The sequence below is a fragment of the Yersinia antarctica genome (assembly GCF_056636475.1).
The window spans coordinates 129,514-142,646 of record NZ_JBSJQF010000001.1 but is presented as its reverse complement, the minus strand read 5'-3'; the positions used below and the strand labels follow the sequence as shown (position 1 = coordinate 142,646).

Here is a 13,133-nt window from a genome sequence, read left to right as displayed (position 1 = left end):
TTAATGATAAATAAGCATTATGGCGTTTGCTCACCTCGCTGACTTATCACTACACTGGCCGCCGTTATCAAAAACAGAGGGCTATCCGTGTCGCGTTATATAAAAAAACCGTGGTTTTTACTGATATTACTTGCAGTTGCGGTGCTGGCCACAGTGTATAAATTGCGTTTTAGCAATGCGGATGCACTGTGGAAAATCGTCAGCCAGCAATGTGTTCCCCATATGGTCGCAGAACATAGCCCGCAGCCTTGTGTCGCGGCTGACATACCGGCTGGTTTTGTGGTGTATAAATCGAATGTTGGGCCATTGCAGTATTTGTTGATGCCGACCGCTAAAATCAGCGGCATGGAAAGCCCACAGTTGTTAACGAGCAGCAGCCCAAACTACTTCCTTGATGCCTGGCAAGCCCGTCACTTTATGGCCGATAAATATGGCGCACCAATTGATGATGCGGATATCTCACTGACCATTAATTCAAAATACGGGCGTAGTCAGGATCATTTACATATCCATATTTCTTGCCTGAAACCACAGGTAAAAGCGGCGCTGGCGGCGCAAGAAGCAAACTTCCGTCAGCAGTGGCAGCCCCTGCCAGGTGGTCTGTTAGGTCATGACTATCTGGTGCGGCGCACAACAGCCGCTGAATTGCAGCACTCAGGTGCATTCCGCCTGTTAGCCGATGAGGTGGCTGGAGCGAAAGATAGTATGGGCCGCTATGGTTTAGCCATGACCGCATTGCCTGATGGGGCATTTTTACTACTGGCAAGCCAGGCGAGCCTGACGAAACTGCACCGTGCATCCGTGGAAGAATTGCAGGATCACGACTGTAATTTGCTATCTCCACCGCCGCCGCCGCTGCTCTCTTCTTCGTAGAGTTAAAACGGCCGGGCAGTTAGTTACTCGCTCTCACCGCCCAGCCGCTACCCTGTTCAAATTGATTGATTTACCGGCTCCCATTAGCCTGGCGATAGATCTTTTATTGCTCTATTTCTTTTGCTTTATCTTTTGCAGGAAAGGGGTGCACTGGTTTTCATCAGCCTCACTGGGCGAAATCAGTGCCAGCAAGGCCGCAGCAGGTGTGAGTGCGACACCCAATACAGCAGCAACTGCACCACGGGCGATCAACGGCCCCGCTTTCACACCAGCATCAGGCTGTTTAAATGTTCCTTTCACATACAGCGGAGAGCGTAGGGTCAGAATACGCAGCCCTTTACTTTCTGGATTGACCGATAAGTCCAACCGCTCAGTAGCAAAGTTGATATTACCGGTAATGTTGATAATGGCATTCTCGGTATCAATAACAAACAGGCGCGGTGTTGCCAATCCATTGCGCAACTGCACATCGGCCACTGCGCAGTTAATTTTCACCTCATCATCACCAAACAGCTTCGCCACCAGATAGTTACCCACATTCAGCCCCAACAACTCCATCAGGCTACGGCTGATTAGCCCCTGATTCAGTAGCAAGCGCAGGTTACCATTACTGGTTGCCAGCAACGCAGCCACTGAGTTACCGGTAGCGGTAAATGATGCGTCGCCATTCAACTGCCCCAGACTGTTGCGCATCGCCTGTACCTGTGGCAACAGCTCTTTCAATTGCAGGCGACGGGCATGCAAATCAACCTTGCCGGTCATCGGATCTTTGTTGCCATTCAGCCGCAAAGTGGCATTAAGGTTACCGCCCGCCATGCCAAAACGCAGTGGATCGAGTCGTAACTCACCCTGATTGAGTACCACGTGGGTAGACAGATTATTCAAAGGTAATGATTTATCCCGTTCGATACGCTTAGCCGCATACGTAACATCTGCATCCATCACTCCCCAACTTTTGGTATCAAACTTATCTGTCGGTAATACCTTGTTTGCAGGCTGCCGGTTTCGCTCACCACGATTGGCCTTTTCCTGATTGGAGTCAGCACCAATCAAGGGGGCTAAATCAGTAAAACGTAATTTTTCTGATGACATTTTGCCCGTTAATTTCGGCCGTGGCTGGCTGGCGGTATAGGTCAGGCTGCCGTGAATATCACTGTCACCGATTTTACCGTTAAAGTTTTCATAGCGATAAACTGCGCCACCAGTTTGCTTTAGGCTGGCAATTAAGCGGCCATCGGTATTGTAAGGCGGGGTCGCGGGCAGCAATACACCGATAAGGGGATAGAGGTTGTCCAGACTGGCACCGGAGAATTTCAATTGCAGATCTAATCCCGCCAGATTGCCAGGGTCGGTTAAGGTACCGGCTACCACCACACGGGTAGAGCCAGAACGCACATCAGCCTGCAACGGGAATGGTACGCTCGCATCACTCATCGACAGCATGCCGCCTATTTTTCCGCTGCCGGTGAGTGGCTGGCTCTGATACTTACCGTCAATTTTCCAGCCGAAAACATAATCTGGCGTATGGCTCTGCGCCTTATCCGTGACCTGTTTATCCTTTGTCTCATTACGAGTACCGGTCACCTCAGCAAACGGCAATGGCTTACCCAGTGGGTCGATCACGGCGTGCAAATCAGCTTTCAGAATGGCATCACTGAGGGTTATTTCACCGCGATCAAACACAATATCGTTAATATTCACTGACCAAGATGAAGAAGGTGCCTCACCCTGCGTAGGGCTATTGGCCAGATTGAAGGTCCAGTTATTCTTACCGTTAGCCAGACGAAGCAGCTTGGCATCCGGTTGTGTTAGCCAGATACGAGGGATCCACACTTTCTGTGCCAATAAAGCCAACGGCGCAATACTGGCATCAACCCGTTTTAACGTGACCATTTCCCCAGCCGGAAAATCTGTGGCTAGCGTGTTAGTTTTATTATCTGTTTTATCACTGACTAAATCTGACGGGTTACCCAACACCAAATCTTCAGCATGAATATGTGGCCATGGTATCCAGCCGCGCCAACCCGGCTCATCCCCTTTACGTGACCAATCCACCCCCAAGTTGCCACGGATAGCAAACGGCCGCTGCAACTCAGCAGAGACTTTTTCATTGATGGTTGGCTTCAAACGGTTCCAGTCAAAAGTCATCACGAAAATCACCGTCGCCGCCAGTAGCAGCACGATAAGTCCACCAACACCTGTCAGCACTTTTCCGGTTTTTGTCATAACAGCTCCATGCCCGTACTCATAATAGATAAAGCTAAATCCGACACCAGGCGCGTATTTAATGGACGTCAGTTCGCGGTAATTTAATCGAAAAATCAGCCATAAAAATAGCTAACTGATTAATAATGCGGATTCAGAAGACTACACTAACCATAGTCGATGATGGTTCAGAATCCATTATTTGGGCAGTTGAATCCGGTGATGCGCAGAGGCAACACGGCAGGGAAGTGCTTTTTCTCAGAGAAGATTAACCACAAAACAACATAGGCAGCGTCTGTAATCTATCAAATGAAGTTGGCCGGGACAGATAATAACCCTGTGCGGCTGCGGCATCAGAGCGTTGTACCATGGCCCACTCCTGCGAGGTCTCAACCCCTTCAACTATAACCCCTTTGCAGTAGCGCCCCATTAAGGTGACCAAGGTGAAGAACAGTTGGTTTCCAACCTCACTTTCTTGCAACACAATAAATAAATCTCTGGCGACTTTGATGTACTCATAGCGCCAACTGATAAATGAAGTGAAATTCGCCAGCCCGCTGCCAAAATCATCCAACCAGAGTCGGTCAGCTTCAGCAATACGCGCAAAAGGAGTATCAAGGGAGGTATCAACGTGCTCGAGTAATTCAAAGCGAATATAGGGCATAGCATCGATTAGCAATTTGGCTTGCAGATCATCTTGCATCGCCATCAATGCCTGTCCATCAATGTTGATCGAAACCAGTACCGAGTGATGAACAAATATGGCGTGCCACTGCTTAATCATATTCAACTGCTCCAGTACTACATCCAAACGAGCGCGGATACTAATAGCACTGAAGTAATCCTCTGGATTTAAACGTGTATCCGGGGATGAAGGATGAAAAACAGCCGTGAGCAGTTCAATTGCCAGCAACGCACCAGATGTACGATAGATAGGTTGAAAAGTGTACCGACGCTGACATTGCCGCCAGAAGCTCTGTCCTTTATTTCGATCAATAGCGGCAAAGGATGGCGCAAGTAAACCTGATACTTTATTGGTCATCATCAGTTTAGTCGCCATGTTGCAAGACACCGTACAGTAATGGCAGTGTATATCGCTGCCAGCCTGATTGCATCCTGTGGTAAACGGTTTTCTTTCTGGAGATGTTATCGACTCGAGCGACCAGAACTTTATATAGCGGCATGACAGATTATCGCTCCCAAGCGGGCTGGCACGGTACGTTAAAGCCATCTACAGTAGTTAACTCAATAATGCCATTAATGTTAATGGAGGTCTGTATGCCTTATGTAAATATTAAAATTACTCGCGAAGGAGCGACGGCGGAGCAGAAAAAACAGCTAATTGCCGGAGTCACCCAACTATTAGTCGATACCTTAGGTAAAAACCCCGCGACTACGGTCGTCGTGATTGATGAAGTGGACACTGATAACTGGGGTATTGGTGGTCAAAGCGTCACCGAACTGCGGAAATCATCATAATTCTGTTCTGAGTGGCGGGAAACTTGTCAGTTTCCCGACCTACATCATAAAAAATTTAAAACGTCGTTTTAATACTATTGACTCCGACCAAGCCAGCAGTGAGACTATAGTCAAAGTCATTGGCGTTGTAGCACGGCTGCAAACAACGCTACAACGTCAAGTTAGCCGGGGATAACCCAATATCATTCCCATCACTGACTCATCATTCAGAAATAGGCCGCTTTCCATGACCAGCAAAAATATTGCCGTTATCGGCGAATGCATGATTGAACTGTCACAAAAAGGTACCGATCTTAGCCGGGGTTTTGGCGGTGATACGCTGAACACTGCGGTGTATGTTGCCCGTCAGGTATCAAAGCAGGCTTTGAATGTACATTACGTGACCGCATTGGGGACTGATAACTTCAGTGAAGAGATGCTGGCTGCCTGGCAGCAAGAACAAATCCACACTGATCTTATTCAGCGTATGGATAATAAGTTGCCGGGTCTGTACTTCATCGAAACCGACAACACCGGTGAGCGAACCTTCTATTACTGGCGCAATGATGCCGCAGCCCGTTTCTGGTTGACCAGCCCGGCAGCCGATGAAATCTGCCAGCGGCTGGAAAAATTTGATTATCTGTACCTTAGTGGGATCAGTTTGGCCATTCTGGACAGCGCATCGCGCCAGCGTCTGCTGCAATTGCTGCGCGCCTGTCGTGCCAACGGCGGCAAAGTTATCTTTGATAACAACTACCGCCCACGCCTGTGGCAGAGCAAGCAAGAGACTCAGGAAGCCTACCGTGACATGTTAGCCTGTACGGATATCGCGTTCCTGACACTGGATGATGAAGATATGCTGTGGGGCGAGAAGCCACTGGAACAGGTGATTGCAAGCACTCAGGCTTTGGGCGTGAGCGAGATTATCATCAAGCGTGGTGCGGACTCGTGTATCGTCTGGGTAAAAGACGGTTTTGAAGCCCATCAATATGATGTTCCCGCGGTCAAACTGCCGAAAGAGAAAGTGGTGGATACCACTGCTGCGGGGGATTCCTTCAGTGCGGGCTATCTGGCGGTTCGCTTAACGGGCGGTAGCGCCCACGACGCAGCAGTACGTGGCCATTTAACAGCCAGCACGGTGATTCAATATCGTGGTGCTATCATTCCACTGGCAGCAATGCCAGCAGTTTGATACTCGCCAACAGGTTCAGGCGGCCGGTGACTGACGTCGCTACGGTCCGCCTCTGCTGCTTCATATCGTCATGAATTCATTTCATTAACGACAAGCCCGGCACATACCGCCCGGGCTTTTTTGATTACTGCGCAGTGGTCGGTGTTGGTGGTGCTGCTTCCGCTGCCGCTACTGTTGGCGTGGCATCCTCTGGCACCACCGTATGGGGTGTCATAATTGCGTTATACGCCGCCTGTAATGCCTTCACATTCACTTCTGGCTCGCCTTTCGGCTGCGTCAGAATCAACGTGGTATCTTGCGATAACTGCTGTTTCAATTCCTGATTAAGCTCAGCCAGCGTCAAACCCGACAAGAATGCCTGGCGCAACTTCTGGTACTGTTCCGGGGCGATATCCACTACGCCACTTTGCTGTGAACGCAAACGTTGGCTCATCAAAATGTCGGTATCAGTCCGGGCATAGGTTGCAAACAACTTACTTAGCTGATCATTTTTCTGCGCCATCAACGCATCAAACTCAGCCTGACTCAAGCCATTAGCGCGCAAGCTAGCCAGTTCACGGGCGACAAAACTCATCCCTGGCGTCAGGTTTTCAGCCGGCGTATTCAAGTGGATAGCACATTGCGCACGCTGATATTGCACCCGGCAATCAAAGCCCAGCTTCAGGTTCTTCTGATCACTTTTATCCAACACTTGCTGGATATGCCAGAACAGTGCCTCGCGCGCCAAATCACTGCGCCAGTAGCGGCTCAATGCGATGGAATCCTGAATAGGGTGCCATGGGGTATCCCACATCAGCGATAGCGTATCTTGTGCCGCTTGTTCATTAATAAGGCTTACTGGCTCTGGCGGCAATGGCGCTAACATCGCAATCGGTGCAGGTGTCGCGCGTTTCCCTTTCAGCTCAGAGAACGCTTTACCAATTTGGGCGGCAATGCTGCGGCTATCCACGTTTCCGACCACGTACAACGTCATCGCATCCGGGGTGTACCACTGTTCATAAAACTGTTTTAGCTTTTCGACATCGACCGGCTTCGCCACAGGTTGACCCGGATCATGCCCAATCAAAGAAGAGCCTTTAAGCCGATAACGCCACCAAGGTTCCTGAATATTTTGCGGGAAAGTGGCAATAGGATCGGTGGCACCATTCAGTGCCGCATTAACGGTTTGTTCATTTACAGCCAGCTTGCCACTGGTATCAGATAACCAGGCCAGCGCTTCCTTCATCAGGTCGGGGCGGTTATTGGGCAAACTTAAGCTGTATAACGTGAAATCATAAGATGTAATGGCCGGTGGCAACGGGCGCTCGTTATCGACCCCTTGTTGCCACAGCGACTGAAGTTGGGCGGGAGTAAAACTCGCGCTACTCATTAATGCCAGGCGTGGTAGCAGATGGGCAAAGCCAACTTGCTGTGCGCTTTCAGATAATGAGCCAGTATTAACAACCAGACGTAACTCGATCCGATCGCTTGGGCGTTGCGGCGTAGCCAGCAACTGCCATGAGAACCCGTTTTCTAACTTCCCCTGCTGCCAAGCAGGATCGGGTTGTAGTGCTTCAGCCTGCACATTACTGCTGGCGGCAGCCAACAATAATCCACCAACTATGAGACGAATTCTGGTGCCCTGCATGTGAACCCCTACTTAATAAACTATCCAATTTTAAAACGATACAAATTTACACCAGCCAGTCGTGTTTTCACCCGAACAGCCCATGTTTAACTTGTCAGCGCCATCGATATGGCAGCCATAAAGACATGCATAAACCAATCCAGCTTTAATAACCCCAGTCCAGCCATCACAAACTGATCGCTCTGCCGTCATTATTAGGCGAAAAATCAACGGTCAACGCCACCGTGAAAACCGGAGGTGGCAGTGTACCATTCTGTTAGACCGCATGCTTTTGCCGATGTCACTCAACAGAGTAAAAAATAGTAGCTAAAGGGTATTTAACACCAGAAAATGGATCGCGGGGCATTATTTTCGCGATTATAGTGCAGAGGTGCTACCGGTGACAGCAAGCCACCGGTAGTGATTTGGTCGTACTAATCGACTGAATCTTGGTTATATCTTTCGCACTTGATGCTACGAAGAAGAAAGACCGTTTTTTATCTCACTGTTAGGTGGTGTTTTGTTTGATAACACCGCCTGCAACTGGTCGTTATCCAGTTGTTTACACCATTTGGCAACCACAATAGTTGCCACACCGTTACCTATCAGGTTAGTCAGGGCGCGAGCTTCGGACATAAAGCGATCGATACCCAGAATCAGCGCCAACCCGGCCAGTGGTAAATGCCCAACCGCAGAGATGGTCGCCGCCAACACAATAAAGCCACTGCCTGTCACACCGGCCGCACCTTTTGAGGAGAGCAGCAGTACTACCAGTAATGTGACCTGATGAATAACATCCATATGGGTGTTGGTCGCCTGCGCAATAAACACTGCCGCCATGGTCAGGTAGATAGAGGTGCCGTCCAGATTAAAGGAGTAACCGGTCGGGATAACCAACCCCACCACCGATTTCTTACACCCTGCTTTCTCCATCTTATCGAGCATGCGCGGGAGCACGGACTCAGAAGATGACGTCCCCAATACGATCAGCAGTTCTTCTCTTATATAGCGGATAAATTTGAAGATGTTAAAGCCATTGAATCTCGCAATTGACCCCAGCACCACCACCACAAACAGAATACAGGTCGCGTAGAAGCAAATAATCAACTGCCCCAGTTGCACCAAGCTGCCGACACCATACTTACCGATAGTAAAGGCCATCGCACCGAAAGCACCAATCGGCGCCAGGCGCATAATCATATTGATGATACCGAAGATAACGCGGGAGAAACTCTCGATAACATTAAAGATGAGCTGACCTTTTTCACCCAAACGGTGCAGGGCAAAACCGAACAGAACAGCAAACATCAATACTTGCAGAATATTACCGCTGGCAAACGCGCCCACCACACTGCCTGGGATGATATCCAGCAAGAATGGCACAATCCCTTGTTGCGAGGCTTGTTCGGCATAAAGTGCAACTGCTTTGGCATCCAAAGTTGCCGGGTCGATATTCATACCGGCACCGGGTTGCACCACGTTAACAATCACCAGCCCAATCAATAGTGCAATGGTGCTGACAATTTCAAAATAGAGCAGTGCAATCGCACCGGTACGGCCAACGGCCTTCATACTTTCCATGCCCGCGATACCGGTAACCACGGTACAGAAAATCACGGGTGCGATAATCATTTTAATTAGTTTAACAAATCCATCACCCAGAGGTTTCATCTGAGCGCCGAGGTCAGGGTAAAAGTGCCCTAACAATACGCCCAAGGTAATCGCCGTTAACACCTGAAAATAAAGACTTTTAAATATTGAAACTTTCATGACTATGTCCTTTTGGGTAAATACACGGCAGCCTGTCGCTTAACTCTTTGTGATGATTGAGTGACACTTCTTTTTTATCCGTGCTTGCGCGGAAAATAACACCCTCATAACAATATGGAAATTATTAGTTGCACTGGATTGCACCCTTAACACGAAATTAAGAACTGAAACGCTTCAAGCGAGAGCAACAACGGAAAAACAGACAGATCAACCAGACAATTAACCAAAATGATTAGTCCGCAGAAGGGGTAGAAATGAGATAAATAATCGGGATGGTGTGTCGGGGAAAAAGAAGGTTTTTGAACGACGTGAACAGCCGATGTATTGCAGCAATAGCCCCCTTTAAGGATGATTGGTCAAGGGGGCGAGTTAGCCATTTCCAGTAGGCTTATTTAATTGCCCGGGTGGGCGCGGTGGCAGCACTGTTAATGGCGACTTCGTTAATGGCACTCCACTTATTGATATCTGTGCCAAAAGTGTCCAGCTTGATATATTTGGCTGTCACCGGTGTAAAAGTCAGCTTCTCACCGCTTTTGTTCGCCGTAGAGGTTTCCAGCCCTTGCGCCAGCGGCTGCCAACTCTTCCCATCACTGGAATAGGCGATGGAGAACTTCAGCTTGCGTTCGGTGGGTTTAAATGGAACCACGAGAATATTTTCAATGGATTGCGCTTTATCCAATTCCAGTTGAATCCAGCTATCTCCCGATGCTGCCCAACGCGTTTTTACATCGCCGTCGGCAATATTCGCCGGAACATGGCCTTTCTCACTGTCATAACCCGATGCAGTGACAGCAACAATCTGCGCGGCATAACCCGATGCGCAGAACAACGAACCTAACACCAGAGTGGCTAAAACCTGTTTTTTCATCAACCTATCCTTTTTATCACGACACAGAAACCCGAGAGGAAAGCGCCGGGACAAGCAACCCTGGGAAGCCACTGCCCGGCACTTTACCAACAGCGGCCCCAGCACGGGCCGCTGTCGGGACTATTTACGGCCGTTCGGTTGCAGCTTCTCACCCACATTGAGCAAGAACAGTTCATTATCACGGGTTGAGATCCGGGCTGAACCGTCGTCCATTCGGTAAGCACCTTCAGTAAAACCAGCACCATTCAGGAAAGGGGCTACTGCCTGTGGTTTATTGCGTAGTGAAGCCTCTAGCGCCAATAAAGCGTAAGGCTCAATGGCATCTATATCTGCATATTGACGATCCGGTGAAGCCATAAAGAAACCATCGATATAGCGGGTTTTAACGATGTTATCGCCGATTTTCTCTGCTAATAACCGATACTCCGCCACCTGACTGGCATGGTAGAGATCCAACAAAGCAAACAATGCGTAAGGATCGCTGTTGGTGGTATCCAACTTGATCTTCACCTCTTTACCCGGTGCTGTGCCGAGATCACCCAGCCCCTGATCGTTTGCAATACCGCGAGCCACTTTCCACAACAGTGGATCATTATCAATGGCATAAGCACGGGCATATGAAATCAGGAATTCGTTGCCCGCTTTGTACGGCTTGAGTACGGTGCCTTTTTTGCCGTAATAGCCATCACGCGGCAGTGTATAATTGGATAAGTCCTGCCCATCAGCAATCATTGGGCGGAAGGTGTTGTCCTTATCGTTATAAGCATATTGCGCGAATGCTTTTAGGCCATCCACGGTCCATTTCAATAAATCCTGCCCTTGATTGCCCAGATCTTTACCCAGTTGCAGTTGCATCAGCGCATTTTCAGAATAAAGCGTGCTGGTGCGCCCTTTGAGCATCATGTTGCCTTCCAATGCTGCTGGGCCAAACTCTGGGCCAAACTGACGCTGGGCGCGGTCACCGAACTTGGAGTGGGTATCTGCGTCATCTGTTGGCTCTTCCCGTTTAAGAGCTTGGGTAAACTGATAAACACCAAGACCGGTTTTCGCATCACGTGGCAATACATACTGCGAGGCCAAACGCTTAGCCCACACTAATGCCTCTGGCTCCTGCTGATGTTTATAAAGCAGAGAGGCGGAATAAATCAGATCATTACCTGCATTGAGGAAGCTAAGCCCTTCGCCAATTCCCAAACGAAATGCAACAAAGTGACCCACCGGTCAGGTACGGATAAAATAGCCGTATTGACCCTGTCGGAGACCCTGTTGCATGAAGGGAAAACATTTGACTCAGCATGAGCGCTTTTACATCGAAAAACGAAAAGCTGAAGGCGTTAATCAGTCCTGCATTGCCAGAGAACTGGATGTCTCTCGCTCTACCCTGAGCCGGGAGCTCAGACGTAATACGGACCCCGCCTTCAACGGACTTTACTCCTCCAGACGCGCTGATGCCTTAGCCAGACAACGGCGGGGCGCCACCTCGGCACACAATGCCTGTTTCCCTCTGGGCCAGCAGACACAAGACTTTCTCCGGCAGGCGCTGGCTGTACATACCTCCCCTGAGGTTATCTGTGGGAGACTGAAAATCCAGTTTGATATCGCCGTCAGCAAAAATACCCTCTACCGCTATATCCGTTCGGACAGACAGGCTGGCGGTAAGCTTTACCTTCAGCTCCCTCACCGGGGTAAACGCTATCGCTATGATACGGGTGAGCCCGGACGCACGCCCATCCCGGACAGGGTTGGCATTGAGCACAGGCCTGCTGAGGCTGAACTCAAACAGGTTCCCGGGCATGTTGAAATCGATACGATTTTTGGCAAAGACCAGAAGTCATTCCTGCTGACGGTCGTGGACAAAGCCACAAAGCAGGTCATTATCCGTAAACTCCCCAATAAGTGCGCTGAGAGCGTCGTGGAAGCGTTCAGGGACATCGTGGCGAATACTTTCTGCGAGTTTAAAACCCTGACGGCAGATAACGGACCCGAGTTTGCGAAACATAAGGACATCACTCAGGTAACGGGCGCAAAGGTTTACTTTGCCCGGCCTTATCATTCCTGGGAGCGGGGGTTGAATGAGCATACCAACGGTCTGATACGGCGGTTTTATCCGAAAGGAACCGATTTTAATGGCGTCAGCGATGAAGATATTGCGAGACTGGAGCACATCCTCAACACTCGGGGGCGCAAATCTCTGGAATACAGCTCACCGAATGAGGTATTTTTAGAGTATCTACTCGCTGCATAACGCATGATGGTTTGTTGCGTTTCGTTCGGGAATGGGGCGTATACTCGGCCCATCCTTGGGCCTCGCCTCGTTGAGGCCGCTGCAAGCAGCGTTCAAATCTGCTCCCGGCAGATTTGTCACCCGAATCACTGACTTGAGCCAGCTCATCGGGATTCATTTGCTGGCTGCCTGGCTGCAACGACAATGACTTTGGCTGTTTCCTTCGTCCTTGGCGCCGCTGAAAGCAGCGTTCAAATCTGCTCCCGGCAGATTCGTCACCCGAATCACTGACTTGAGCCAGCTCATCCTACGGGCTAGCATAAATGCTGTCCAAATAGATTCCCGACCAATTTGCCGTTTGCTGGCTGCCTGGCCGTTATTCCATTTCAGGGGTATTGCGTTGAAGCCAGCGGTAAGTTTATCACTACTGGCTATGTGCAAATTACCAAAAGATGGGCCTTGTATTTTTATAAAAAAAAGCATGATGTTAGTTTGTATTTATCGAGAATTAAGTTAAATGAATGTAGGATAAATGTACTAACACAGGCAAATAAAAAATAAAATTCCCACTCCGTTGTGGGAATTTTATTTTTTATTTGTAGGCTAAAATGCGGGGTGTTTGGGATTGTTTACCCCCCAAAATGGAAATGGATTATTTTATTCTTTAAAATAAAAACATAATAATCTGCTAAAATGATCTTAATCCACATTAACGATTACTTTTCTATATGTAGACGATCTAAAAATCTTCGGAAAAGACAGTATTCGGTATAATATACTGCAAACCAATATTGCTTTCAGACCATTGATCTGCAATATCGATGTTTACTAGATGAATCGATCGCGTATACTTCAATCCATAGCAAGTGAGCACAGCGACAAGGGTGTTTCAGGTTTCTAAGTCGCTTAATATACAGCACGGACATTGTGAATATTA

The 13,133-nt window shown here is 49.0% G+C and carries 9 protein-coding genes and 1 pseudogene; 4 read left to right on the top strand and 6 right to left on the bottom strand.

The genetic code is table 11. The features are described 5' to 3' along the window. The first annotated feature begins 87 nt into the window (after positions 1-87). Entirely contained in the window at positions 88-873 is a 786-nt protein-coding gene (locus ACWJJO_RS00550; RefSeq protein WP_083161352.1) for a CDP-diacylglycerol diphosphatase, read from the top strand. Between the two features lie 111 nt (positions 874-984). On the opposite strand, the gene ACWJJO_RS00545 is transcribed toward ACWJJO_RS00550, so the two are convergent. Next, the gene (locus tag ACWJJO_RS00545) at positions 985-3,099 is read right to left on the bottom strand and encodes an AsmA family protein (RefSeq protein WP_442820420.1); all 2,115 of its coding nucleotides are present in this window, start codon (positions 3,097-3,099) and stop codon (positions 985-987) included. A gap of 247 nt (positions 3,100-3,346) precedes the next feature. After that, positions 3,347-4,138, bottom strand: coding sequence for a cyclic-guanylate-specific phosphodiesterase (pdeH, locus tag ACWJJO_RS00540; protein WP_193784750.1), 792 nt, complete (start codon positions 4,136-4,138; stop codon positions 3,347-3,349). A gap of 218 nt (positions 4,139-4,356) precedes the next feature. Between pdeH and ACWJJO_RS00535 the strand changes: the two genes are divergently transcribed. Together ACWJJO_RS00535 and kdgK are read left to right on the top strand one after the other, a co-directional pair. Next, complete coding sequence (locus tag ACWJJO_RS00535; protein WP_050086806.1) at positions 4,357-4,557, top strand: 2-hydroxymuconate tautomerase family protein; 201 nt, start codon at positions 4,357-4,359, stop codon at positions 4,555-4,557. A 226-nt stretch (positions 4,558-4,783) separates the two neighbouring features. Beyond that, entirely contained in the window at positions 4,784-5,728 is a 945-nt protein-coding gene (kdgK, locus tag ACWJJO_RS00530; RefSeq protein ID WP_083161358.1) for a 2-dehydro-3-deoxygluconokinase, read from the top strand. Between the two features lie 124 nt (positions 5,729-5,852). Here kdgK and ACWJJO_RS00525 read toward each other — a convergent pair whose 3' ends face one another. From ACWJJO_RS00525 to ACWJJO_RS00510, 4 genes and pseudogenes are all read right to left on the bottom strand, one after another. Continuing rightward, on the bottom strand, positions 5,853-7,355 hold the full coding sequence (locus tag ACWJJO_RS00525; RefSeq protein WP_083161360.1) for a M16 family metallopeptidase: 1,503 nt from the start codon (positions 7,353-7,355) through the stop codon (positions 5,853-5,855). Positions 7,356-7,808: 453 nt separating this feature from the next. Then, positions 7,809-9,104 carry a dicarboxylate/amino acid:cation symporter gene (locus ACWJJO_RS00520; protein WP_372560264.1) on the bottom strand — a complete coding sequence of 432 codons (1,296 nt, stop codon included), beginning with the start codon at positions 9,102-9,104 and terminating at the stop codon, positions 7,809-7,811. Between the two features lie 388 nt (positions 9,105-9,492). After that, positions 9,493-9,972 carry a discoidin domain-containing protein gene (locus tag ACWJJO_RS00515; RefSeq protein WP_372568467.1) on the bottom strand — a complete coding sequence of 160 codons (480 nt, stop codon included), beginning with the start codon at positions 9,970-9,972 and terminating at the stop codon, positions 9,493-9,495. A gap of 120 nt (positions 9,973-10,092) precedes the next feature. Beyond that, positions 10,093-11,154: pseudogene (locus tag ACWJJO_RS00510) on the bottom strand (pectate lyase); the annotation flags it as partial. Between the two features lie 88 nt (positions 11,155-11,242). On the opposite strand from ACWJJO_RS00510, the gene ACWJJO_RS00505 reads away from it, so the two are divergent. After that, a complete protein-coding gene (locus ACWJJO_RS00505; protein ID WP_481090514.1) occupies positions 11,243-12,217 on the top strand; it encodes an IS30 family transposase in 975 nt (324 codons plus the stop codon). The last annotated feature ends 916 nt before the right edge of the window (positions 12,218-13,133 follow it).

Coding starts and splice junctions, on each gene's coding strand:
- ACWJJO_RS00545 (WP_442820420.1), bottom strand. CDS start 3,099: ATGACAAAAACCGGAAAAGTGCTGACAGGTGTTGGTGGACTTATCGTG.
- pdeH (WP_193784750.1), bottom strand. CDS start 4,138: ATGGCGACTAAACTGATGATGACCAATAAAGTATCAGGTTTACTTGCG.
- ACWJJO_RS00535 (WP_050086806.1), top strand. CDS start 4,357: ATGCCTTATGTAAATATTAAAATTACTCGCGAAGGAGCGACGGCGGAG.
- kdgK (WP_083161358.1), top strand. CDS start 4,784: ATGACCAGCAAAAATATTGCCGTTATCGGCGAATGCATGATTGAACTG.
- ACWJJO_RS00525 (WP_083161360.1), bottom strand. CDS start 7,355: ATGCAGGGCACCAGAATTCGTCTCATAGTTGGTGGATTATTGTTGGCT.
- ACWJJO_RS00520 (WP_372560264.1), bottom strand. CDS start 9,104: ATGAAAGTTTCAATATTTAAAAGTCTTTATTTTCAGGTGTTAACGGCG.
- ACWJJO_RS00515 (WP_372568467.1), bottom strand. CDS start 9,972: ATGAAAAAACAGGTTTTAGCCACTCTGGTGTTAGGTTCGTTGTTCTGC.
- ACWJJO_RS00505 (WP_481090514.1), top strand. CDS start 11,243: ATGAAGGGAAAACATTTGACTCAGCATGAGCGCTTTTACATCGAAAAA.